Annotated in this window: 24 protein-coding genes and 1 pseudogene; 14 read left to right on the forward strand and 11 right to left on the reverse strand. The window is 56.6% G+C overall.

From position 1 onward, the window contains the following. Positions 1-84: 84 nt before the first annotated feature. From EYC79_RS14555 to EYC79_RS14570, 4 genes are read right to left on the reverse strand one after another with little or no spacing between them, the layout of a single operon-like run. On the reverse strand, positions 85-450 hold the full coding sequence (locus tag EYC79_RS14555; RefSeq protein WP_062424683.1) for a helix-turn-helix domain-containing protein: 366 nt from the start codon (positions 448-450) through the stop codon (positions 85-87). Further along, complete coding sequence (locus tag EYC79_RS14560) at positions 447-1,022, reverse strand: Smr/MutS family protein (protein ID WP_130978603.1); 576 nt, start codon at positions 1,020-1,022, stop codon at positions 447-449. Before EYC79_RS14560 ends, EYC79_RS14555 begins: the two co-directional genes overlap by 4 nt. After that, positions 1,022-2,137 carry a murein transglycosylase A gene (gene mltA, locus EYC79_RS14565; protein ID WP_130978442.1) on the reverse strand — a complete coding sequence of 372 codons (1,116 nt, stop codon included), beginning with the start codon at positions 2,135-2,137 and terminating at the stop codon, positions 1,022-1,024. The genes EYC79_RS14560 and mltA overlap by 1 nt, the downstream gene beginning before the upstream one ends. Further along, the gene (locus EYC79_RS14570) at positions 2,134-2,826 is read right to left on the reverse strand and encodes a Tim44/TimA family putative adaptor protein (RefSeq protein WP_130978443.1); all 693 of its coding nucleotides are present in this window, start codon (positions 2,824-2,826) and stop codon (positions 2,134-2,136) included. Before EYC79_RS14570 ends, mltA begins: the two co-directional genes overlap by 4 nt. Positions 2,827-2,967: 141 nt before the next feature. Here EYC79_RS14570 and EYC79_RS14575 point away from each other — a divergent pair, with 141 nt between their 5' ends. After that, positions 2,968-3,477: an FxsA family protein gene (locus EYC79_RS14575; protein WP_112519312.1), complete on the forward strand. Its 510-nt coding sequence runs from the start codon at positions 2,968-2,970 to the stop codon at positions 3,475-3,477. A gap of 84 nt (positions 3,478-3,561) precedes the next feature. Next, a complete protein-coding gene (secB, locus tag EYC79_RS14580; protein ID WP_112519476.1) occupies positions 3,562-4,044 on the forward strand; it encodes a protein-export chaperone SecB in 483 nt (160 codons plus the stop codon). A gap of 82 nt (positions 4,045-4,126) precedes the next feature. On the opposite strand, the gene dnaQ is transcribed toward secB, so the two are convergent. The 6 genes from dnaQ to EYC79_RS23475 form a co-directional block, all read right to left on the reverse strand. Further along, a complete protein-coding gene (gene dnaQ, locus EYC79_RS14585) occupies positions 4,127-4,831 on the reverse strand; it encodes a DNA polymerase III subunit epsilon (protein WP_112519313.1) in 705 nt (234 codons plus the stop codon). Between the two features lie 63 nt (positions 4,832-4,894). Then, positions 4,895-5,485: a dephospho-CoA kinase gene (coaE, locus tag EYC79_RS14590; RefSeq protein ID WP_130978444.1), complete on the reverse strand. Its 591-nt coding sequence runs from the start codon at positions 5,483-5,485 to the stop codon at positions 4,895-4,897. Next, complete coding sequence (locus EYC79_RS14595; RefSeq protein WP_130978445.1) at positions 5,482-6,342, reverse strand: shikimate dehydrogenase; 861 nt, start codon at positions 6,340-6,342, stop codon at positions 5,482-5,484. Before EYC79_RS14595 ends, coaE begins: the two co-directional genes overlap by 4 nt. After that, positions 6,335-6,934: a Maf-like protein gene (locus EYC79_RS14600; RefSeq protein ID WP_130978446.1), complete on the reverse strand. Its 600-nt coding sequence runs from the start codon at positions 6,932-6,934 to the stop codon at positions 6,335-6,337. Before EYC79_RS14600 ends, EYC79_RS14595 begins: the two co-directional genes overlap by 8 nt. Before the next feature lie 135 nt (positions 6,935-7,069). Further along, positions 7,070-7,891: a pyruvate, water dikinase regulatory protein gene (locus EYC79_RS14605; protein WP_130978447.1), complete on the reverse strand. Its 822-nt coding sequence runs from the start codon at positions 7,889-7,891 to the stop codon at positions 7,070-7,072. Further along, complete coding sequence (locus tag EYC79_RS23475; RefSeq protein WP_165457041.1) at positions 7,855-8,058, reverse strand: hypothetical protein; 204 nt, start codon at positions 8,056-8,058, stop codon at positions 7,855-7,857. Before EYC79_RS23475 ends, EYC79_RS14605 begins: the two co-directional genes overlap by 37 nt. A 241-nt stretch (positions 8,059-8,299) precedes the next feature. Between EYC79_RS23475 and hemE the strand changes: the two genes are divergently transcribed. The 8 genes and pseudogenes from hemE (at position 8,300) to EYC79_RS14640 (ending at position 17,209) form a co-directional block, all read left to right on the forward strand. After that, positions 8,300-9,334 carry a uroporphyrinogen decarboxylase gene (gene hemE, locus EYC79_RS14610; protein WP_130978448.1) on the forward strand — a complete coding sequence of 345 codons (1,035 nt, stop codon included), beginning with the start codon at positions 8,300-8,302 and terminating at the stop codon, positions 9,332-9,334. After that, positions 9,331-9,876 (forward strand): protoporphyrinogen oxidase HemJ, encoded by a 546-nt coding sequence (hemJ, locus tag EYC79_RS14615; RefSeq protein ID WP_113227054.1) that lies wholly within the window; start codon positions 9,331-9,333, stop codon positions 9,874-9,876. The genes hemE and hemJ overlap by 4 nt, the downstream gene beginning before the upstream one ends. A 184-nt stretch (positions 9,877-10,060) precedes the next feature. Then, the gene (gene rho, locus EYC79_RS14620) at positions 10,061-11,326 is read left to right on the forward strand and encodes a transcription termination factor Rho (RefSeq protein ID WP_111848702.1); all 1,266 of its coding nucleotides are present in this window, start codon (positions 10,061-10,063) and stop codon (positions 11,324-11,326) included. Between the two features lie 264 nt (positions 11,327-11,590). Next, a complete protein-coding gene (gene mnmE, locus EYC79_RS14625; protein ID WP_130978604.1) occupies positions 11,591-12,916 on the forward strand; it encodes a tRNA uridine-5-carboxymethylaminomethyl(34) synthesis GTPase MnmE in 1,326 nt (441 codons plus the stop codon). 50 nt (positions 12,917-12,966) lie between these two features. Next, a pseudogene (gene mnmG, locus EYC79_RS14630) lies at positions 12,967-14,802 on the forward strand (tRNA uridine-5-carboxymethylaminomethyl(34) synthesis enzyme MnmG); the annotation flags it as partial. Between the two features lie 54 nt (positions 14,803-14,856). Beyond that, positions 14,857-15,474, forward strand: a complete 618-nt coding sequence (gene rsmG, locus EYC79_RS23830) for a 16S rRNA (guanine(527)-N(7))-methyltransferase RsmG (protein WP_245495301.1) — start codon at positions 14,857-14,859, stop codon at positions 15,472-15,474. Positions 15,475-15,498: 24 nt separating this feature from the next. Continuing rightward, entirely contained in the window at positions 15,499-16,290 is a 792-nt protein-coding gene (locus tag EYC79_RS14635) for a ParA family protein (protein WP_113273160.1), read from the forward strand. Positions 16,291-16,327: 37 nt separating this feature from the next. Then, entirely contained in the window at positions 16,328-17,209 is an 882-nt protein-coding gene (locus tag EYC79_RS14640; RefSeq protein ID WP_062424700.1) for a ParB/RepB/Spo0J family partition protein, read from the forward strand. Positions 17,210-17,635: 426 nt separating this feature from the next. On the opposite strand, the gene EYC79_RS14645 is transcribed toward EYC79_RS14640, so the two are convergent. Beyond that, a complete protein-coding gene (locus tag EYC79_RS14645; protein WP_130978449.1) occupies positions 17,636-17,836 on the reverse strand; it encodes a DUF1674 domain-containing protein in 201 nt (66 codons plus the stop codon). 117 nt (positions 17,837-17,953) lie between these two features. On the opposite strand from EYC79_RS14645, the gene htpX reads away from it, so the two are divergent. The 4 genes from htpX (at position 17,954) to purH (ending at position 24,019) form a co-directional block, all read left to right on the forward strand. Further along, on the forward strand, positions 17,954-18,913 hold the full coding sequence (gene htpX / locus EYC79_RS14650) for a zinc metalloprotease HtpX (RefSeq protein ID WP_130978450.1): 960 nt from the start codon (positions 17,954-17,956) through the stop codon (positions 18,911-18,913). Continuing rightward, positions 18,910-20,295, forward strand: coding sequence for an RsmB/NOP family class I SAM-dependent RNA methyltransferase (locus tag EYC79_RS14655; RefSeq protein WP_165457043.1), 1,386 nt, complete (start codon positions 18,910-18,912; stop codon positions 20,293-20,295). The genes htpX and EYC79_RS14655 overlap by 4 nt, the downstream gene beginning before the upstream one ends. Before the next feature lie 293 nt (positions 20,296-20,588). Further along, complete coding sequence (locus tag EYC79_RS14660; RefSeq protein ID WP_418122864.1) at positions 20,589-22,268, forward strand: heparinase II/III family protein; 1,680 nt, start codon at positions 20,589-20,591, stop codon at positions 22,266-22,268. 134 nt (positions 22,269-22,402) lie between these two features. Then, the gene (gene purH / locus EYC79_RS14665) at positions 22,403-24,019 is read left to right on the forward strand and encodes a bifunctional phosphoribosylaminoimidazolecarboxamide formyltransferase/IMP cyclohydrolase (protein ID WP_130978451.1); all 1,617 of its coding nucleotides are present in this window, start codon (positions 22,403-22,405) and stop codon (positions 24,017-24,019) included. Positions 24,020-24,095: the final 76 nt, after the last annotated feature.

A 24,095-nucleotide genomic window follows, 5' to 3' on the forward strand; every position in this document is an offset into this window, starting at 1 on the left:
GGTTGACCGACTATAGGAATTCCGCCCCGATATCCAAAGTCTGCGCCCCTCAAACCCTCGATAAAGCAGGGGATAGCGCGACTTTCAGTCACAAGAACGGCCTTTTTGCAGCACGGCTGATAATTCGTCTATCACAGTCGGAGCCAGCTTGCGAATATCGCGCGCAAGAGTGTTGGCAAAAGCCGTATATTCCGGGGGAAGACCCACAGTATCGATGATGACGCGCGGTGCGGACGTACCGGCCAGGCGGAACAATTCATCGGCATCATCCCATATGATATTGAAGTAGCCGGAAATCCGCTGCAACAGATCGAAGCTGGGTGTTCCCCTCTTCCCGTGTTCCAGGGCAGAGAGATAGGCAGGCGAGACACCGATTGCGCGCGCCATCTCTTTCTGGGTTACACCCTTCTGCTCTCGCAGCCGCCGGACCGCTTCGGCAAAAGGAGTCACGTCTTGTCTCCACGTCTGCGCGACAGTCGCACATAGAGCGCGCCGTCCCCGCCATGGTTCATGGACGCATCCTCGTAGGAGGAGATGAGGTGGCGGTATTCAGGCTTCGAGAACCACATCGGCACCGCACGCTTCAGTGCACCATCACTTCCCATCGACCGACCCTTGCCGGTGATCACCAGCACATGGCGCAGGCCTCGTTCATGGGCCCGGACGAGAAAGTCCAGCAAGACGGCATGCGCTTCGCTCTGGAACATGCCGTGAAGATCGATCCGTGCCTCCAGAGCCAGACGACCGCGGGTCAACTTGCGCTTGACCGGTTTTTCCAACGGATGATGAACCCTGTCCTTCTTCGCAGTGGGCGCGGAAAGATCGGGTACCGGCTCGACGATCATTTGCGGAAATGGTGGTATGGGCTTGGTGGCGGGAACGGGAGGCAACGCAACCGACTCCCCTTCGACATCCTCGAAGGTCAGCAGTTCTTCCATGCGGCCGGAAATGGGTCGCGCCGTCCGGGCGACCTTTCCCCAGAGAACACGCTCCTCCTTGCCGAGTTTGCGCCCACCCTTCATCACGAATACCTTTCCGCAGCCTCTTTCGGAATGAGTATAGTGAAATCTGCCGGGTTGCGCACGGTGCCTGCAAGTTCGCCTGCCTCGTCGCCGGAGCCCGTAAAGATGTCGCCGCGCGCCGGCCCAACGATGGCAGAGCCCGTATCCAGCGCCAACATCAAGCGTGCAAAGGGTTTTCCGTCATCGAGATGGGTGAGGCTCTGCGACTGAATGAAAAAGGGAAAGCCGAAGGTATGGATCAGCCGATCGACGGCCAGAGATCGTCCTGCCACCAGTGGCACCTTGGCTGCGGCGATCGGGCCAAGATCCAGCCCCTCCACCGCTGCCTCGCGGAAGAAAATGTAGGAGCGGTTGTGCCAGAGCACCTCGTCCACCTGGTCGGGATGATCCTGAAGCCATTGGCGAATGGTCTGCATCGAGATGGAAGCGGGATCGAGCTCTCCGCGATCCAGTAACAGGCGCCCAATCGGGGAGAAGCGATGTCCCGCCTTGGCAGAATAGGTGATGCGTCTCAGCGACCCATCGGTAAAGCGCAGCCTTGCGGCACCTTGGACATGAACGAAGAACAGATCGACCTTGGATTTTGCGTAAGCAATTTCGAGACCTCGTCCCTCAAGATAGCCCTGGTCGATAGCGCGGCGATCCGGATATTCGGAGATCGCGCCGTCTTTTTCCAACGCAAAGGCGTAGTAGGGATCGACGTGTGATGGGCGGTTGTCGTCGTCGAGATCGATCAGATCGTCCGGCCGATTGTAGATCGGGTATTTCCAGACGTCGTCGGGAGTAGCGGAGACCTCAAGTTCAGGCTCGTAAAAAGCCGTGACGAAGCCGCGCTTGTCATCCGGCAACGTGATCCTGAAGGGGACGCAATTTTCCTCGAAAAAGCGCCTCGCTTGCTCCGGTCCGCTGACCGTTACGTCTTTTGCCTTGTCCAGCAGCGCTGCCAGGTCCTCCGCGGTGAGGCCGAGGCTTGCGGTGCGATAGGGCTTGCCCTTGTTGAGATAGGTCGCAATATCGCCCATTGCTGCAAAAAGGGCTGAGGGGTCATCCTGCCCCCAGCCCTCCAGCTCGTTATACGCCACCTGTTTCAGGTGAAAATCAGCGCCCGTGGTCATGCTTCGGATTCAGTGGCGATCAGCTTCCAGTTCGGATCGCGCGAGCGGATATCGCGGGAGAAGGTCCAGATGTCATCGACCTCCGAGACGTTTTCGGCGTCGCCGTCCACCAGTTTGCCGTCCTTGTCATAGGTCGCGGAAATCAACTGGCTGATGATGCGAAGCGTGATCTGCTCTTCCGAGTCACGAATCGCTGCCTGGGTCATCTCGATTCTCTCGATGCCAACAAAGGTGGATTTCACCACTTCGCCGCGCTTTTCGCGCTCGGTAATCGCAGCGTCGAAACCGTCATAAACGTCCTTCGAGAGAAGGTTCTTCAACGTATCCCGGTCGCCATCGGCAAAAGCCATGACGATCATCTCATAAGCCATCCGGGCGCCGTTGAGGAATTCCTTCGGCTGAAATGATGGGTCGGTTTCGACAAGCTGGCGCAGCGAGTCATTGAGCGCCGTGCCCGGTGCTGCAACCGCGTCCACAGCAGCAAAGCGATTTTCTTCCGTCTCGCCGCGCTTCGGCAAGGTAACGACCTTGTTATCGTCAACCGGCACTTTCGCGGCCTCACGGGCGCTAAACGGATCGAAAGGCGGCTTTTCGTTGCCCGTACGGCGGCCGAGGACACTGCGCAGTTGGAGAAAGATCAGCACCGCTGCCACAAGGAAAAACAATGTTATGAAGTCACTTGAGCCCATCTTTTACCGAAACCACCATTTAAATCCAATGTTGAACCATCATATAGTCTGCATCCGATCAATCTTCAAATAAGCAGATTCAATCGGCGGTTTCCCAAGATTGGTTTTCTGCCAACGATATAACACGCAAGGCTTGATAAAATGCGTTTCTCACTGCTGCCGGTCATCGTCCTTCTGATGCCGATTCTGGAAATTGCTGGCTTCATCGTGGTCGGAAAGGCAATCGGCCTGTGGCCAACCCTTGCGCTGATCATCCTGACCTCGATGCTGGGCCTCATCATTCTGCGCAATGGCGGCCTTGGCATGGTACGCAATCTGCAAAATGCCGGCCGCACGGGTGAACAGCCAGCCGAGGCCCTCGTCAATGGCGGCATGCGCGTCATCGCTGGCATCCTGCTTTTCGTTCCAGGCTTCATTACCGACATCATCGGGCTCCTGCTGCTCATGCCGGCGGTGCGCAGTTTTTTCTGGAAGATATTTAGACCGAACATCATCGTCGCGGATTTTGCCAGCACCGGCTTTCGCAGCAATCCGCGCGGTCCGGCATCATCCAAGGTCGTCGATCTCGACGAAGAAGATTTTCACCGCGACGGGCCAAACAACTCCCCCTGGTCGCCGGATCGCAACGACCGCGATCTACCAAGACCCTAAACCGGCAAGCCGGGTCCTGAGGGTTGTAAGCCTCCGGCCCAGATGATAGACGGCTTTCACGGCATTCACTTTGCGAGGCATATCATGACCACTGAAAATGGTGCACAGAACGGCGCAGCGCCGTCTCTCAATATTCTGACCCAGTACACAAAGGATCTTTCGTTCGAAAATCCGGGTGCACCGCGTTCGCTTCAGGCTCGTGATGGCGCGCCTGCTATCAACATCAACGTCAACGTCAATGCGAACCCGATTTCCGGTTCCGATTTCGACGTGGTGCTGACGCTGAATGCAGAAGCCAAGGACGGCGAAAAGGTTCTTTTCGTTGCCGAACTGACCTATGGCGGCGTTTTCCGCATCACCGGCTTCCCGCAGGAACACATGCTGCCGGTTCTCTTCATCGAGTGCCCACGCCTTCTCTTCCCCTTCGCGCGTCAGATCATTGCCGACGTTACCCGCAATGGCGGCTTCCCGCCGCTGATGATCGACCCGATCGACTTCGCGCAGATGTTCACGCAGCGCGTTGCCGAAGAACAGGCCCGCTCTCAAGTTCAAGCCGTTCCGAACTGATCGGATCGTAGCCAGCCATTAAAAAACCCGGGTTCAGTAGACCCGGGTTTTTTATTGTCTCGAGAACCGGCAAGCGGTGCTGTCACTGCGACTGCCGATACTTGGTCCAGATGGCCTTGTCGCCCATCGACTGGACAAGTTTTTCATGCGCGGCCAAGGCCTGGACATCAAGCCGTGGCGGTAGGGATCGCTCGCGCTGCATCGGCGCCATGGGCTGATCGTCCACCTGCATCGAGGCCTGCGTCTTCGAGGCAGAGCCGAAACCGAGCGCTGTCTGCCGGCCGCCGATCATCTCGATATAGACTTCCGCCAGAAGTTCTGAGTCGAGGAGCGCGCCGTGCTTATCACGACGTGAATTGTCGACACCGTAGCGGCGGCAAAGCGCGTCGAGAGAATTGGGACCCATCGGATGCTTCCGGCGCGCCAGCGCCAGCGTATCCGTCACCCATTCCGGCGATACAGACTCGATTCCGAGCCGCGCAAATTCCGCATTGATGAAGCCCATGTCGAAGGTCGCGTTGTGCGCCACCCAGCGGGCGCCTTCAAAGAATGCGCGGATCTCGTCAACCACCTCTGCAAATTTCGGCTTGTCCTGAAGAAACTCATCGGTAATGCCATGCACCGCAAGCGCGTCCGGATGCACCTTGCGATCTTCCGGATTGATGTAGATGTGAATGCTTCTCCCGGTCGGGAAATGATTCATCAGTTCGATGCCACCAATTTCGATGATGCGGTCGAACTTGGATTCCAGGCCTGTGGTTTCCGTATCGAAAATGATTTCGCGCATCGAAATGCTACCCTTCTGATCTGAATGTGAAAGCGTCCAAGCACTGAGGTGTCTTCGGCTTTATCAGCTTTTTCGTTTTTGCAACGCGTCAAGCACAGCGCGAACTTGGGTCCGCGCGTCTTCGATACCACGTCCGGTATCGATGAGGAAATCGGCCTTATGGCGCTTCTCCCCATCCGGCATCTGCCGTCCAAGGATCATCTGGAATTTCTCTTCCGTCATACCCGGGCGAGATAAAACCCGTTGCCGCTGAATCTCGGCCGCGCAACTGACGACCACGACGGCATCGACGCGGGCCTCAGCTTTCGTCTCAAAAAGCAGAGGAATATCGAGGAGCGCAAATCTCTCGCCGTTCCCCCTTTGCACTTCAACGAAAGCGTCTTGCTTTGCGCGTACCAGCGGATGAACGATATTCTCCAACGCAGGAAACTGAGCCGGATTCTCGCGTAGGATTTTACTGAGGCGGTCGCGGTCCACAGCACCATCCTTGACCGCGTCCGGAAAAATATTGGCGATCGGACCGACCGCTTCGTTTTGATAAAGGTCATGCACCACCGCATCGGAATCGCAGACCGGCACGCCCTCCTCCGCAAAAAGTTTTGCAGTGGTGGTCTTTCCCATCCCGATAGATCCGGTGAGACCGATGACGATCATGCGTGGCCTTCCATATCGGCAATAATTAAGGATCGGAGGTCTTCGGTCACCTCTGGCTTTCTGCCAAACCACGTCTCAAACCCCGGACGTGCCTGGTGAAGCAACATGCCCAGACCATCCACCGTCGCAAAACCTTGCTGTTCTGCCATCTTCAGGATGGGTGTCTTGAGCGGCACATAGACGATGTCCGTAACAACGGCGTTGGCGTCGAGAGGTGAAAAGTCGATGAAGGGCGCCTCTGTGCCATCCATGCCAAGCGACGTGGTGTTGACGAAAAGTCCGCAGCCATTTGAGACTTCGATAAGCGCGTCCATGGCGTGCGCATGGACAGTTTGGCCAAATCGGTCGGCAAGCTCTTGCGCTCGTTCAACAGTGCGATTGACGACATGGATTTCGGCGATGCCTCGATTGCGAAGGGCCTGGATCACGGCGCGGCTCGCGCCGCCTGCCCCGAGAACCACAGCCTTGTTCGTGTTGTCCCAGCCCCTATGCCGATCATCGAGGTTGGACACGAAACCGAAGCCATCGGTGTTGGTCGCATGGATCAGTCCATCCTCGACCCAAATTGTGTTGGCAGCACCTAACTCATCGGCCACTTCATCCGGCCTGTCGGCCAATCGGTAGGCGGATTCCTTGTGAGGGATAGTGACGTTCCCGCCCACATAGGTCCTGTCCGACGGCTTCAACGATTCCAGAAAAGACGGAAAATTTTGCGGCGATCGCTCCACTGCCTCATAGAGCCCATCGATCTGAAATTGCTTGATCCAGAAGTTGTGGATTAGGGGTGAACGCGAGTGCTTGACCGGGAAACCGGTCACAAACGTTTTTTTGGTTAATGTTTCACGTGAATCAGCCATCGATCAGTTTCAGCTCCCTCAATTGCGCCAGCAGCGGAAGGAGCGGCAGTCCCAGCACCGTGAAGTAGTCGCCTTCTATGGAATTAAATAGCTGGATTCCCTCACCTTCCAACTGGTAGGCGCCGACGCTGGAAAGAACCTGCGATCCTACCTTCTCCAAATAGTGCGACACGAATTCATCCGAGAGGTCGCGCACCGTCATCTTCGCGATGCTGACGGCAGACCACAAAATCTCATTGTTCTTTGCAATCGCAATTCCGCAGTTCAGTCTGTGCGTCTTTCCCGTAAGCGAGAGAAGATTGGAATGCGCTTCGGCCATGTCTTTATCCTTGTGGTATATCCTGGCACCAAGCGACATCGTCTGATCGGAGCCGATCACGAAAGCGTCCGGGTGTAAGCGGCTCACGGCGATCGCTTTGGCTTTTGCCAGTTCCAGTGCGATTGTCTCAGGGGTTGCACCTTCTGCTTCCAGTCTGGCATCGATGGCGCGCTCATCAATCTCTGCAGGAATGCTGGAAAAAATAAGACCGGCATTGCGCATCAACATCTGGCGCGAGGCGCTGGCTGAGGCAAGGATCAGTTCGGATGTCATGGCTGTCTCCGATGAATATCGAGAATCGGATTACAGCATCGGCTCGGAAATCGGAATCGATTTTCGGAAAAGCACGATGCGTGGATTCAAAATGTGAGACGCGTTCTTATAGCGCCCAAATCAGCGCTCAGCGCCCTATCGTGTCTTTTGGCGCAGAGCAAGGATAGCTGCCGCCGTCTCTTCAATCGAGCGCCGCGTCACGTCGATGAGGGGCCAGTTGTTGCGGGCACAGAGCGCGCGCGCATATTTCAGCTCCTCCATGATCGTCGCCCGGTCGATATATTGTCCCCTGTCGAAACCACCGGTCGCACCAAGCTCTCGGTTTTCACGAATCTGCGATATCCGATCGGACGTCGCCACCAGCCCGACAATCAAAGGCTTCGTGGCCTTATAGATGCTATCGGGCAAAGGCACGTTCGGAACGACGGGAATATTGGCGGTCTTGATGCCGCGATTCGCCAGGTAGATGCTCGTCGGTGTCTTGGATGTCCGGCTGATCCCAATGATGACGATATCCGCTTCGTCATAATGTTCCGGCATCTGACCATCATCATGGTCCATGGCGAAGTTCAAAGCCTCGATGCGCGCAAAATAATCGGCATTCAAGGCATGCTGTGCCCCGACCCTTCGCCGCGAGGTGGCGCCAAGATAGGTCTGAAAGATGCCGATGATCGGCTCGAGCACGTTGACGCACGGGACGCCAAGCGCGTGGCACTGGATTTCGAGAAACGAGGAAAGCTGCTGATCGACGATGGTGTAAAGCACGATTCCCGGCTGGCGATCAATCTCGTCCACGACGGCCTGCAACTGCTTTTGATTGCGGATCATCGGATAGACATGCTCGATCGGCATGGAGGCATGAAACTGTGCCGAGACAGCCCGACCGGCCGACATCAGAGTCTCTCCGGTTGAGTCCGATATCAGGTGCAGATGGAAGAAGTTTTTTTTATTCTCCACGCTGTTTTCTTCTCCCTGTTGATAAAGCTGGACAGATCCGGGACGGCGTTGGCGGCGAGCCCGGCCTGGCGGAAAACTGCCGACTTATCCACACTTGCCGGTTTTGTGTAGCAAGCTGAAGGGCCGCTGTGAATTGCTGGGAGAAGGGAAAATTGCTCTTCTTTCATTCTTGCCTTATCCACAGGATTGGCAATCCGATGGTGACATTCAAGCCCTTGAAACTATTTCGATAAATCGAATTTTCCAGAATTAGTGCGAAAAAGCGTTCTGTTTGATCCACATCGGATGGGGTGATGGGCGAGCTGCGGCATATCAGCTTAAGAGTTTTTAATCCTTGCTACTCACCGACTCTAAGAAATAGAAAATCTTTTAAATCTCTTTGTTTTTATTTTTAGAAAGTTGGGCGAGATGATCGACCGCAGTGTCATGAGGGTTTTGAACGGCGAGACGTTGAACCCTCCTCCGATTTGGCTTATGAGACAGGCTGGTCGATACCTCCCGGAGTACAGAGAAACGCGCAAGGTCGCAGGAAGTTTCTTGGATCTTTGTTACAATCCGGATCTTGCAACGGAAGTCACGCTTCAGCCAATCCGTCGTTTCGGTCTGGATGCCGCAATCCTCTTTTCCGATATTCTGGTGATCCCGGATGCTTTGAAACGGAATGTCTTCTTCTCCGAAGGCAAGGGACCGCAGATGGAGCCGATCAATGCTTCCGAGATTGACGCGCTTGATCCGTCGAATGTCATCGCTCATCTCGATCCTGTGTTCCAAACCGTGAGCAAGCTTCGCGCCGAATTGCCGCAACAGACGACGCTTCTCGGTTTCTGTGGAGCGCCATGGACGGTTGCAACCTACATGATTGCTGGCCACGGCACCCCGGACCAGGCACCTGCGCGCCTCTTCGGTTACCAACATCCGCAGGCGATGGAAAAGCTCTTGTCGTTCTTGGCGGAGGTCTCTGCGGATTATCTCGTCGCGCAGTTGGATGCCGGCGCGAACGCTGTGCAGATCTTCGATTCCTGGGCTGGGGTTCTAGGCGAGAAAGAGTTCGAAGAATACGCGGTGAAGCCGGTGGCTCGGATCATCCAGTCAGTGCGTGCGCGCCGTCCCGATGCCCGCATCATCGCGTTTGCCAAGGGCGCCGGCATTTTGCTGAAGGATTACCGCCAGAAGACCGGCGCCGATGCGATCGGTCTTGACTGGAGCGTGCCGCTCTCCTTTGCCCGCGATTTGCAGAAGGAAGGCCCGGTCCAAGGTAATCTCGACCCGATGCTGATGATTGCCGGCGGCAAACCCCTGGAAGACGGCATCGATGCGATCCTGCAGGCGCTCGGGAACGGCCCTTTGATTTTCAATCTCGGCCACGGCATCACGCCACAGGCCGATCCTGAGAATGTCACGCGGCTGGTGGCACATGTGCGCTCCCATGGAGCTGCAAGATGAGCGAAGAGAGGCAGACGTCAACCACAGCCGGCCGCAAGACCTATCTTCGCGCAGGCGTGGCGCTCGCCGTCTTCGTCGGCTTCATCGCGCTGGTCCTGCATGTCGATCCTGCGGATGCCTATCTCTGGATCAAGGCGCTGCACATCATCGCGGTCATTTCCTGGATGGCGGGTCTGCTCTATCTGCCTCGGCTGTTCATCTACCACACGGATGCGCCGGTCGGCTCCGTACAGTCGGAAACCTTCAAGGTCATGGAGCAGCGGCTCATACGCTTGATCATGAACCCGGCAATGATGATCACCTGGGTGCTTGGGCTTTATCTTGCCTGGTCCGTTTACGGTTTCAGTGGCGGCTGGCTGCATGCCAAGATCGCGCTGGTTATTGCGCTGACTGTGACGCATGTCTATTTCAGCCGCAGCGCAAAAGCCTTCGGTCGCGACGAGAACAGGCGCCCTGCCCGTCACTGGCGGTTGATGAACGAGGTGCCCACGGTATTGATGATCGTAATAGTCATACTTGTGGTTGTGAAACCGTTCGGATAACTTATGATCACGATAAATTTCCCGGAATTGGTGCTTTGCTCTTGCGGCGGCGGGCATGAAACGCTATTTTCAGCCCACTCATCTCTCGGCATGTGAATTATTCAGATGGCTGCGGTTGCACCTCAGAAGCTGATTCGCGAACACGCCACTCCCCCACATATTTTTAAAGACGGTCTTTCTCTTCATGGCTGAAATGAAGCTACAGGAACTCAAAAGCAAATCTCCGACCGATTTGCTGACGTTTGCCGAATCCCTGGAAGTTGAAAATGCGAGCACCATGCGTAAGCAGGAGCTCATGTTCGCGATTCTCAAGATGCTGGCAAGCCAGGATGTCGAGATCATCGGGGAAGGCGTTGTCGAAGTTCTTCAGGATGGCTTCGGTTTCCTGCGCTCTGCAAACGCAAACTACCTACCAGGCCCGGATGATATCTACATCTCGCCCTCCCAGATCCGCCGGTTCTCGCTGAAGACCGGGGACACGGTTGAAGGGCCCATTCGTGGACCGAAGGAAGGCGAGCGCTACTTTGCTCTGCTGAAGGTCAACACGATCAATTTCGACGATCCGGAAAAGATTCGTCACAAGGTTCACTTCGATAACCTGACGCCGCTTTATCCGAATGAGCGTTTCAAGATGGAACTTGATGTTCCAACATCGAAGGACCTCTCCGCGCGCGTCATCGATCTCGTCGCTCCGCTCGGCAAGGGCCAGCGCGGATTGATCGTTGCGCCGCCGAGAACCGGTAAGACGGTCCTTCTGCAGAACATTGCTCATTCGATCACGGCCAACCATCCGGAATGCTACCTCATCGTTCTTCTGATCGATGAGCGCCCGGAAGAAGTGACCGACATGCAGCGCTCGGTGAAGGGCGAAGTCGTATCCTCGACCTTTGACGAGCCCGCGGTTCGTCACGTTCAGGTGGCCGAAATGGTCATCGAGAAGGCCAAACGCCTTGTCGAGCATGGTCGTGACGTCGTCATTCTGCTCGATTCGATTACGCGCCTCGGCCGCGCGTACAACACGGTCGTCCCCTCCTCCGGTAAGGTTTTGACCGGTGGTGTCGACGCCAACGCTTTGCAGCGCCCGAAGCGCTTCTTCGGCGCCGCTCGTAACATCGAAGAAGGTGGTTCGCTGACGATCATCGCAACGGCTCTGATCGATACCGGCAGCCGCATGGATGAAGTCATCTTCGAAGAGTTCAAGGGCACCGGTAACTCTGAAATTGTGCTGGACCGCAAGGTCGCCGATAAGCGCATCTTCCCTGCCATGGATATCCTTAAATCCGGTACGCGTAAGGAAGACTTGCTGGTTCCGCGTCAGGATCTCCAGAAGATTTTCGTGCTGCGACGCATCCTGGCACCGATGGGAACCACCGATGCCATCGAGTTCCTCATCGACAAGCTCAAGCAGACGAAGACCAATGGCGACTTCTTCGAGTCGATGAATACGTAATCCGTTTAGCCGGATTCCGACTTGAAGCGTTTTGCAAGGTTTCCAATCCGCTCATACGCTTCAGGTTCTTGCGTTATCGCAAAACCTCTGCACAGCTTTGTGCGGACCATGCTTAGACCTCGGCTGCGCTCCTTAAACAGAGCGCGGCCATTTTCATTAAAGCGAGTTCGATCACCTCGATTGCCGCCTCGCTTCAGGCCTTCGTTTGTAGCGTGCGCCCTTAAACCGCTAAACAGGTCGCATGACGAGCTTTGGAAGAGTTTCATGCCGCAGTCCAGCGATACGATCTATGCCCTCTCCAGTGGCTCTCTACCGGCCGGCGTCTCCGTCATCCGGATCAGCGGACCCAACGCGATTGAGGCGCTGCGAGGTCTCATAGGCGATCACGTTCCAGCACCCCGTCACTCATCCCTCAAAACGATTCGTGACCGAAACAGCGACGTTATTGATCAGGCCCTCGTGCTTTTATTTCCAGCGCCGAACTCTTTCACGGGCGAAGATTGCGTCGAGCTCCAGGTCCATGGAAGTCGAGCGGTGGTGTCGGCGATCTTCAATCTCCTTGACCAACGGCAGGGTGTGCGTCCGGCAGAAGCAGGAGAGTTCTCCCGCCGGGCATTCGACAATGGCAAGATGGATCTCGTGGAAGTCGAAGGCCTTGCGGACCTCTTGCAGTCTGAAACAGAAATGCAGCGGCGCTTGGCCGTGGAGCAGAGCAGCGGTCATCTTTCCGGCCTCTATGACGGCTGGGCCTCGCAGCTGACCCGCTGCCGGGCATTGATCGAAGCGGAACTGGACTTCGCCGATGAGGACGATGTGCCGGATTCCGTGGCAGCCCAGGTGTGGGCGAAGGTTGGCGAACTCGAGAAAGACCTCTCAAGCCACTTGGCACATGGATCAGGCTCCGAAATCATCCGCGATGGTTTTAAAGTTGCCTTGGTGGGTGCGCCGAATGTTGGCAAATCCAGTCTGATGAATGCGCTGAGCGGGCGTGATGTGGCGATTGTCACCGATGTCGCGGGTACCACACGAGACGTTCTGAGCGTCGATCTCGATCTCAATGGGTATCTTGTGACGCTCTTTGACACCGCGGGTCTGCGTGATGCGACGGATGTGGTCGAGAGGGAAGGAATTCGACGGGCACAGATGACGGCGCAGTCCGCTGATTTGGTTCTTCACCTCCGCGATATCGATTCGTCCCCGCAACAATTGGATATTCAGAATAATTTCGAGGCGATTTCGCTTGTCACCAAGGCCGACCTTCTTCCGCAATCGGCCAACATAGAAGACGGTATTCTCATCTCTGCGAAGACGGGCTACGGGCTGGAGTTGCTGAAGGCCGCCATCTGCGACCGTATCAAGCAGCGAGTTGGAGCCGCTACCACCCTCATGCCCGCACGCTCGCGACACAAAAAACGACTTGAAGAGACGCTGGAGTATGTTAGGGAAGCGCTGAAATCAGAAGGTATGGAATTGGCGATCCGTTCCGAATATCTTCGTCTTGCCGCTACGTCGCTAGGACGGATCACCGGTAGGGTTGACGTTGAAGATTTGCTCGGCGTCATATTTTCCGAATTTTGCATCGGTAAATGATTCACGTGAAACAATGGGTGTGACACACCCGGTTCAAGGCTGGAAGTTCGATGGTTTATGATGTCGTCGTCATCGGTGGTGGCCATGCAGGCAGCGAGGCAGCTGCGTCAGCTGCGCGTTACGGCGCACGCACTGCGCTCCTTACTCATAAGCGTGAGACGATCGGCGTTATGTCCTGTAATCCTGCAATCGGCGGATTGGGCAAAGGCCATCTTGTCCGAGAGATCGACGCACTTGATGGTTTGATGGGCCGCGTGGCCGACGCTGGCGGCATCCAGTTCCGCATGCTGAACCGCAAGAAAGGGCCTGCTGTCCGCGGGCCAAGAACGCAAGCCGATCGCCGTCTCTACCGCGAGGCGATGCAGAGAGAAATTTCCAGGATTGTAAACCTCGACATTGTAGAAGGCGATGCCTTCGATATCGACATCACAAATGGCGAGATCACAGCGGTTGTTCTGGCGGACGGTCGTCGTGTCGCTTGCCGTGCTGTCGTGCTTACCACCGGTACATTCCTCCGCGGTCTCATTCATATCGGTTCCGAAAAGATTCCTGCAGGTCGTGTTGGCGAAAACCCCTCGATGGGACTTTCCGAAACTCTCTTACGCGCGGGTCTTACGCTCGGAAGGCTGAAGACTGGTACCCCTGCTCGCCTCGACGGTCGAACGATCGATTGGGCTGGTTTGGACAAGCAAGGACCGGATGAAGATCCCGTCCCCTTTTCGTTCATGACGGATCGGATCACCAATCCTCAGATCGATTGTGGCGTAACGCGCACGACGCCTGAGAGCCATAAGATCATTCAGGATAATATTCATCTCTCGGCCATGTACTCAGGTCAGATCGAGGGCGTGGGTCCGCGGTATTGTCCGTCCATTGAAGATAAGATCGTTCGCTTCGGAGAGCGCGACGGACATCAAATCTTCTTGGAGCCGGAAGGTCTTGACGATCACACCGTCTACCCGAATGGCATATCCACCTCGCTGCCAGCGCATGTGCAGGACGCTTTCATTCATTCCATTCCGGGGCTTGAGACCGTAAATATTCTCCAGCCTGGTTACGCGATAGAATATGATTATGTCGACCCAAGAGAACTCAAGCCCTCTCTCGAGTGCCGGAAGATCCCTGGCCTCTTTCTAGCCGGTCAGATCAATGGAACGACAGGCTATGAGGAAGCTGGCGCTCAGGGACTTGTTGCAGGTCTCAACGCAGCGCGGCTTACTGGTGATGTCGATGCGCACATTTTCAGTCGGACCGACTCCTATATCGGGGTTATGATCGATGACCTGACGTCCAAGGGCGTGACCGAGCCTTATCGCATGTTCACCTCGCGCGCTGAGTATCGACTCTCGCTGCGTGTCGATAATGCCGATCTTAGATTGACGCCTCTTGGTCTGAAGACTGGGATTGTCGGATCGGAGCGTGGGAAAAAGTTCTCGGAGTATCTCGATGCACTCGATCAGGGCAGGTCGTTGCTTAAAGACTTGGCGATCACCCCAACTCAAGCTGCTAAGCAGGGCCTCAAGCTCAATCAGGATGGCCAGCGTCGCAGTGCTTACGAGTTGCTTGCCTATCCCGACATGTCGCTTGAGGCGTTAAAACCAATCTGGCCGGTTCTGGGTGAACTTGCTCCGCGCGTTGCCGACGTTCTGGAAATTGAGGCGAGTTACGCGGTTTATATGCAGCGCCAAAGCGCCGATATTATTGACATCAAGCGTGACGAAGACCGACAGATACCAGAAGATTTCGATTTCGGCAGCTTGTCCGGCCTTTCAAACGAACTGAAGCAGAAGCTGCTTGCAGCGAAGCCAATCAACATCGCCCAGGCGGGACGAGTCGAAGGAATGACGCCTGCGGCGATCTCGCTGATCCTTGCTTTGGTGAAAAAAAGGGACTTATACGCGAACAGAGAAAACCCGCATACATCCCTGACGAGTCCCATTATGACGTTAAACGGCCAAAGTGTTTCACGTGAAACACAGGAGCGGCTCGAACATTTCGTTGAGCTTTTCAAAAAATGGAACGCAACGACGAATCTCGTTGCTCCTTCAACGTTGAAAGACCTGTGGTCCCGGCACGTTGCTGATAGTGCCCAAATTTTCCAACTGGCGCCCAAGCCTCAAACCTGGGTCGATCTTGGCAGCGGCGGCGGATTTCCAGGTGTGATCACCGCAATTTTTCTTGCGGAGCATCAAGATGGCTGGGTGCATCTTGTCGAAAGCAATCACAAGAAGGCTGCCTTTCTGCGTGTCGCTTTGTCTGAAACGGGTGCTCGCGGGACAGTTCACCCCCTCCGGATTGAATCAGCACCGGAGGCCATTGGTCGATGTGATGCCGTATCGGCACGCGCTTTGGCAGACTTGGACCATCTCCTTTCCTATATCCATCCTTGGGCTCAGAAAAACGATCTTCTCAAAGCCTATCTCAATAAAGGCCGGGATTATGAGGCGGAGGTGACGAAAGCCCGTGGTCGATGGTCATTTGATCTGCTAAAACATCGAAGTGCAGTCGATGAAGACTCGGTCGTTCTCGAGATTCACAACTTGTCGACAAAGCGCTGATTTTTGAAAGCCAGGTGCTTCACCATGTCTGATAAGAACCGGATCATTACGATAGCAAACCAGAAAGGTGGTGTGGGTAAGACCACCACCGCGATCAATCTGGCAACCGCACTGGCCGCCATTGGCGAGCGTGTTCTGGTGGTGGATCTTGATCCGCAGGGCAATGCCAGCACAGGCCTTGGTATTGACCGCAGAGAGAGAAAGCTATCCTCCTACGACCTGCTGATCGGCGCAAACAGCGTCGCTGAAGTGGCGGTACCCACAGCCGTTCCAAACCTTGATATTATTCCGTCAACGATGGATCTTCTTGGCTTCGAAATGGAAGTCGCGAATGCGGCGAACCGCGTTTTCTTGCTTCGTAATGCGTTGCGTAGCCCGGAAGCGGTGGCCTATTCCTACATTTTGCTGGACTGCCCGCCGTCTTTCAATCTGCTGACCATGAACGCCATGGCGACCGCCCATTCGGTGCTTGTGCCGCTGCAATGCGAGTTTTTTGCACTCGAAGGCCTTAGCCAGCTGCTTGATACGGTCAATCAGATCCGCGGTACTGTGAACCCTGGTCTCGATATACAGGGTATCGTGTTGACGATGTTCGATGCGCGCAACAATCTTGCGCAGCAGGTCGTCAACGATGTTCGCACCCATCTTGGTGACAAGGTTTACCATACGCTCATTCCGCGAAATGTACGTGTGTCGGAAGCGCCATCCTATGGTAAGCCAGCCATTCTGTATGATTTGAAGTGCGCCGGCAGCCAAGCCTATTTGCAGCTCGCCTCAGAGGTTATCCAGAGAGAACGGCTGCGCAGGGCTGCCTGAGGCGCTGCTGAACTGCAAGATTGATATGGAGTATAGTATGAGTGATGATCTCTCCAAGCGCCGCCTTGGTCGCGGTCTTGCAGCCTTGATCGGCGAGATGGATCAGCCCTTGCCGGTGGGCGAGCCTCAGAGGGCAATCAGTGCCGACCGAACGGTGCCGATCGAGTTTATCGCTCGCAGTCCACGCAATCCGCGTCGTCATTTTGATGAAAGCGAATTGCAGGATCTCGCAGCCTCCATTCGGCAGCACGGGATCGTGCAGCCTGTCGTGGTGCGCACGGTCGAGCAGAACCGCTTTGAAATTATTGCCGGGGAGCGTCGCTGGCGCGCAGCGCAGCTCGCCGGCTTTACCGAAGTTCCGGTTATCGTCCGCGATGTCGATGATCGTACGGCGCTTGAACTCGCGATTGTCGAGAACGTTCAGCGGTCCGATCTTAATCCACTCGAAGAAGCGCTGGGCTACGAGCAGCTGATTGCCGAGCATGGCTACACGCAAAACGATCTTGGCGAGATCATCGGCAAAAGCCGTAGCCATGTAGCCAACAGCCTGCGCCTGTTAAAGCTGCCTGATCCCGTCCGCGACATGCTGTCGGAAGGTTCTCTTTCAGCCGGCCACGCAAGGGCTCTTGTCTCCACGTCTGATCCGACCACGCTGGCAAAGACGATCGTGTCAAAAGGCCTTTCGGTGCGCGATGCCGAGCGCATTGCGCAGAACGATATCCGATCCCAGCTCGATCCTGTACATGCGCGCAAGCCGGAGAAAGATTCTGACACGGTCGCGCTGGAGCGGACGCTGTCGGACGCCCTTGGCCTCGACGTAGCGATCAGCCACAAGGGTAATGGTGGACAGGTGCGGATCAACTACAAGACGCTCGAGCAGCTCGAAGCCGTTTGCCGTCTTCTGGAGCAGCGCGGTTAACGACGCGGCGCGACTTCCTAAGCTATTGATATTTATTATTTTTTTCATAGGTCGCCTTCATTGGGCGACTACTTATACGCCAATGAGGGGTGGCTGAGGGTATCAGCACGCCAGATCCAACCTCTAGGCCAGCGATCAGCGTCAATTCCAATCGTCCCCGGTGCTATTGAGCCGATACGAGGTGGCTTGGATGCCCTGGCAGAAGACACCGCCTCCCAAGCAATATGCGTCGGACTTCTCTTTCGCGTTTCAAAGGAGGGGATCCAGGGGACCGGATGCTTATGAGGAGGAGTGACGCTTCAGCCTGAAATAGGTCGCTCAGAGCTGCGTCTTGAGATTGCACAGCCGCATCACTCAACGATTGCGAGGCCGCGCCTCCCGTTACGGCGGTATCTGACGAAAGGCGGCTCTCGCGAGAAGAACGTCTCAAAAGTCGATCGCGCGGCCGTTGATCTCGTAATCGCCAAAGCGGACCGGTTCGGCGCCACCGCGGCCACCAGTCTCGGGTGGAAGCTTCAGCTGCTCTGCGTTGCGGCGCCGTTCTTCCGCTTCCTTCAATGCGCGTTCGGCTGCAGGCGAGAGGACTTTGCTGTCCGCGTTCGCATTATCGTTATCGGCGTTCTGCATGGGCTTCACCCTCGTCACGGCATATTGAAAAGCAATTCCTCATAACCAGATTATAGAAAACTGTCCGCTTTGATAAGTCTTTGCGGGTCTTTTCATCGCTTTTGACGGAGATGCTGGATGAATCTGATGCGCACGGCCATGCTATTGGCCTTCATGACGGCCCTGTTCATGGGTGTCGGATTTTTGATCGGCGGCAAGGGCGGCATGATGATCGCCCTGGTGATTGCGGCGGGTATGAACCTGTTCTCCTACTGGAACTCCGACAAGATGGTCCTCTCCGCCTATCGCGCTCAGGAAGTGGATGAGCGCAACGCGCCGGAACTTTTTCACATGATCCGGGATCTGTCCCAAAATGCCGGACTTCCAATGCCGAGGGTCTATGTCTATGACAACCCCCAGCCGAATGCATTTGCGACGGGTCGCAACCCGGAGAATGCAGCGGTGGCAGCGTCCACCGGACTTATGGAAATGCTGACGCCGCAGGAAGTCGCAGGCGTCATGGCACATGAGCTGGCGCATATCCAGAACCGCGACACATTGACGATGACGATCACCGCAACGCTTGCTGGTGCCATCTCCATGCTTGGCAACTTTGCCTTCTTCTTCGGCGGCAATCGGGAGAACAACCATCCTCTCGGCTTCATCGGCGTTCTGCTTGCGATGATCGTTGCGCCTCTCGCCGCCATGCTGGTGCAAATGGCCATCAGCCGCACACGAGAATACTCTGCCGACCGTCGTGGCGCGGAGATCTGCGGCAATCCGCTGTGGCTTGCCTCCGCACTGCAGAAGATTGCCGGGGCTGCTCAGCACATTCATAACAATGATGCAGAGCGCAATCCGGCGACGGCGCACATGTTCATCATCAACCCCTTGTCTGGGGAGCGGATGGACAATCTGTTCTCCACGCATCCGAATACGGAAAACCGTATCGCGGCGCTCCATGAGATGTCGCAAGGCTTCGGCCAAGCATCGACGTATCAGCCAACAAGTGCTAAGGCCGTGCGCAAATCACGCTCTGTCCCGACGACTGGTCCCGGGCGTGGCACTGACACGTCTCGCAAAGGTCCCTGGTCTTGACATCACCCAACGCCCCTGCCCGGCCAAAATTCAAAAAGACAAAGCCAGCATCTTCGGACGCTGGAGGGCCAGATGGGGACTGGAAACCGGGCCTTTCCGCCCGCATGGCGGCGGCCAAGATCATCTCCGCCGTTATCGACAAGAAGACGTCTCTCGATGGAATGATGGATGCCGAGCACGGAAACCCGGCCTATCGTTCTCTCAATCTTGCTGATCGGGCGCTGGTGCGGGCCATCGTCAACAGTGCGCTCCGCCACCTGCCAAGGATTGAAACCGCCATCTCGATGATGTTGGACGGACCGCTGCCACAAGGCGCGAGATCCCTGCATCATGTTCTGGTCGTTGCGGTCGCGCAGATGCTCTATCTTGACGTCCCTGATCACTCCGCTGTCGATCTGGCCGTGGAACAGGCGCACCGCGATCCGCGCAACAAGCGCTTCGTCAAGCTGGTGAATGCTGTCTTGCGCCGGCTCGGCCGCGAGAAGGATGCGGTTATGGCGGCTATCGACGCCGTGCCGGTTCTTCCAAACTGGTTCTACAACAGGCTGGTGAAGTCCTATGGTGAGGAGGCGGCGTCACGCATTGCCGCCTCGCAGCTTCTTCCCTCTTCGATCGACGTGACGGTGAAGTCTGATCCGGACCATTGGGCCAAGGAACTGAATGGAACCGTGTTGCCCAATGGAAGTGTGCGTCTGGGTTCTTTCGAGGGACAAGTTTCAGGGCTTCCCGGTTTCGCCGAAGGGGAATGGTGGGTTCAGGACTTTTCGGCCAGCATGCCCGTGCGCCTTATGGGAGACTTGAAGGGCAAGCGCGTTGCCGATCTCTGCGCGGCACCCGGCGGCAAGACTGCCCAGCTTATTTTAGCTGGCGCAAAGGTGACGGCGCTCGATCAGTCCGGCAACCGCCTGAAGCGGCTGCGCTCAAACCTCGATCGCCTTGGATTCGAGGCCGAAACGATCGAAGCCAACATGCTCAAGTATCAGCCGGACGAGCTGTTTGATACCGTCCTTCTGGATGCGCCCTGTTCCTCCACCGGCACCATGCGCAAGCATCCCGATGTCAGCTGGACGAAGGACGAGAAGGACATCGCCAAACTGGCCACTCTCCAGGAGCAGATGCTGCGTCAGGCGGTGACCCTGGTCAAAGATGGCGGGATGATCGTCTTCTCCAACTGCTCCCTCGATCCTTCAGAGGGAGAGGAGATGGTGGCGCGTGTCCTGGCATCCGATAGCAACCTCGAACGTGTTACCGTCGAAGCGAAAGATCTGCCGGGTATGGAGATTGCCATCAACGCCGACGGCGATATGCGCACGACGCCGGACATGTTCGGCGGTGTGGATGGCTTCTACGCGACGGTTCTGCGTAAACGTTCGCCCGCTTGAGGCACTAACGCATGTCGCGCAAAGTGCGCTGCGGTCTTGCTATAACGACAGGCGACAAGGCCTTAAAGCCCAAGTGCGCATCTGAAAGATCGCGACGGGCTTTCGAAGCGCATCATCAGCCCCCTCTGATGTTTTTTCAGCCTCCTGATGAAGGAATGGGCATGCGATCTACGCTTCGGGCTCCATTCGTTCACAAAATATGAAGTTTTTTGTGAAACTTTATCGCTCTTCTTCAATAACGCTTTATATGCGTCGTCCCTAAAGCTAACTCCGCGAGGCAGGATTACAGACGTTTGGCGAGCTCCCTGAACAATCGCGTCAGCCTTGCGGGTTACTTCTTCCGCACGGTCAAGCGCCACGTCATGATTGCGGTCGCACCCTTGCGCCTGCAATTGTGGCGGCTCTCCAGCAGAGCTCCAAGCGCGCTTGTGGCAGCGCCAACGGATCTGCGCGCGGTCGATCCTTATGTCGCGCAGGAGCTTGTGCAGGGGCGGCTGTTCCTGGCGGGAAAGATTTTGGAAACCGGGGGCGTTTCCCCCTTTTTGCTGGACCCACCCTCTTCTGCATTTGAAGAGCGGCTGCACGCTTTCGGCTGGCTGCGCCATGTCCGCGCTAGCAGATCGGAAGAGGCTGGAAACCGCGCCCGCTTGCATGTTGCCGAGTGGATGAGCCTGCATGGGCGGACGATCCGTGGCACAGCATGGTCGCCTGAACTTTCAGCACAGAGATTGACCTCCTGGCTGTCCCACTCGCCGGTCATCCTGCAGAAGGCGGATGCCAATTTCTACCGGCGTTTTTTAAGATGTATCGGCCTGCATGTCGGCTATCTCAGTCTCATTGCCAAATATGTGCCGGATGGTGAGGTTCGTCTGAAAGTACGCATCGCGCTTGCCATGGCGTCCATCTCCATGCCGAACAGCGCGCCACAGATCGCCCGGCAGGGGAGAAAGCTCGACCAGGAGATGGAGCGGCAAATCCTGCCCGATGGTGGGCATGTCTCGCGCAATCCGCGCGTCATGCTGGAGCTGTTGCTGGATCTCCTGCCGCTTCGTCAAAGTTACATCAATCTCGGTCATGACGTGCCGGCGGGGCTTGTGCCTGCCATCGACCGCATGTTCCCTGCGATCCGCTTCTTTCGTCACCAGGATGGCGATCTGGCCTTGTTCAACGGCACCACGGCAACGCTTGCCAACGAGCTTGCATCCGTTCTGCGCTATGATGAGACGTCCGGACGTCCGTCGCGATCGCTTCCCGATATTTCCTATCACCGGCTTTCGGTCGGCGATACGATCGTCATCGTCGATACGGGCAAGCCTGCCTCCATAGAATTGTCGCGCAGCGCCCATTGTGGCTGCTTATCCTTTGAGCTCTCTTCGGGCCGTTACCGCTTCATCGTCAATTCCGGCTTCCCGCAATATGCCTCAGCCGCCTTCAAGCGGGTGAGCCGCACCACTGCCGCCCATTCCACGGTCACCATTGCCGATCGCTCATCGGCCCGGATTTCGCATTCCCGTTTCCTCGGCCCCGTTATCGTCTCCGGCATCAGCGAGACAGAGGTAGACCGCCGGATTGATGAGAAGCGCGCGGATATCCTGACCGCCTCTCACGATGGTTATGGAAGCCTCGGTTACGTGCACCAGCGCGAATTGGAGTTGAATGAGGCGGGTACCAAGATCAGAGGGCGTGACTGGATCAGGATCGATGAGAAGCGTCAACCAGAGCCAGCCGAGGCCGTTTGCCGTTTTCATGTTCATCCCTTGATCGAGCTGTCGCAGGAAGACGAGGAAACGGTGCTGATGCAGGCACCGGATGGCACCGCCTGGGCCTTTTCAGCGCCCGCGCGCCAGGTCACGATTGCCGAAGACGTGTTCATGGCAGATGTATCCGGCATCCGGCCTTCGCTGCAGATCGAAGTCGCGTTTGAGCTTCCGGCGACCACGGAAATCCGCTGGCTTCTCGAACAGAGAAGCTGATCGCTCTTTGAAGGTTGTGCTGCCGATAAAGCGGCACGCTCTGTTTATTAATCTGCCAAGCTGTGCTAACGCGGCGGCAACCGCCGGGGTGCGCTTTCTCCGGCTCATCCTCCACCGTTTACGGAGTTGCCACGATGGCCGTCGTTTCCAAGAAAATCCCCGCACCCGACAAAGTTCGTATCCGCACCGCGCTTCTGTCCGTCTCCGACAAGACTGACATTATCGAGCTTGCGGGCGCGCTGGTGAAGCTCGGCGTAAAGCTTCTGTCGACCGGCGGCACATCCAAGGCGATTGCCGACGCGGGACTTCCGGTGACGGACGTCTCCGACATCACCAAGTTTCCGGAAATCATGGATGGCCGGGTAAAAACCCTGCACCCCAATGTTCACGGTGGGCTTCTTGCCATTCGTGACGATGCCGAACACCAGGAGGCGATGCGCGCTCACGGCATCGAAGCCATCGATCTTTCGGTCATCAATCTTTACCCGTTCGAAGAGGTTCGCGCCAAGGGCGGTGACTATCCGACGACGGTCGAGAACATCGATATTGGCGGTCCGGCGATGATCCGCGCTTCGGCCAAGAACCATGCCTATGTCACCGCGGTCACCGATCCGACCGACTATCCGGAACTGCTGGAAGCGTTGCAGGCCGATGACGGACAGACATCCTATGCTCTGCGCCAGCGCTTTGCCGCCAAGGCCTATGCACGTACCGCCGCTTACGATGCCGTCATCTCCAATTGGTTCGCAGAAGCTCTCGCAATCGAGACGCCGCATTACCGCGCCATCGGCGGCACGCTAAAGGAAAAGATGCGCTATGGCGAAAACCCGCACCAGAGCGCCGGCTTCTATCTGACAGGCGAGAAGCGCCCCGGCGTTGCGACGGCAACGCTGCTGCAGGGCAAGCAGCTTTCCTACAACAACATCAACGACACGGATGCGGCCTATGAACTGGTCGCCGAGTTCCTGCCTGAGAATGCACCGGCCGTTGCCATCATCAAGCATGCCAACCCATGCGGTGTAGCAACGGGTTCCACATTGCTGGAGGCTTACAAGCGCGCCCTTGCCTGCGATCCCGTCTCGGCCTTTGGCGGCGTCATCGCCTTGAACCAGACGTTGGATGCCGAAACGGCGGAAGAGATCATCCAGCTTTTCACCGAAGTCATCATCGCGCCGGACGTGACCGAAGAGGCAAAGGCGATTGTTGCGCGCAAGCCCAATCTCCGTCTTCTCTCCGCCGGTGGTCTTCCAGACCCACGCGCGGCTGGCATCACTGCCAAGACTGTATCGGGTGGCCTACTGGTCCAGAGCCGTGACAACGGCATGGTGGAAGACCTCGATCTGAAAGTCGTCACCAAGCGTGCACCGACGGCGCAGGAACTGGAAGACATGAAGTTTGCCTTCAAGATCGCCAAGCACGTCAAGTCGAATGCCGTGATCTATGCCAAGGACGGACAGACAGCCGGTATCGGCGCTGGTCAGATGAGCCGTGTGGACTCGGCCCGCATTGCTGCGCAGAAGGCGGAAGATGCTGCCAAGGCCATGGGCCTTGTCGAGCCACTGACCAAGGGTTCGGCGGTTGCTTCGGAAGCCTTCTATCCTTTCGCGGACGGCCTTCTGGCCGCGATCGCCGCTGGTGCTACGGCTGTCATCCAGCCGGGTGGCTCGATGCGCGACCAAGAGGTGATCGACGCAGCCGACGCCCATAATGTGACGATGGTCTTCACCGGTATGCGCCACTTCCGCCACTGATATCCAAGTCCTAGAAAATCGGAAGGCCCGGAGAGCGATCCCCGGGCCTATTTTCATGTCTGATGTTTCATGTGAA

Source organism: Agrobacterium cavarae, assembly GCF_004310285.1.
Classification (GTDB): Bacteria; Pseudomonadota; Alphaproteobacteria; order Rhizobiales; family Rhizobiaceae; genus Agrobacterium; species Agrobacterium cavarae.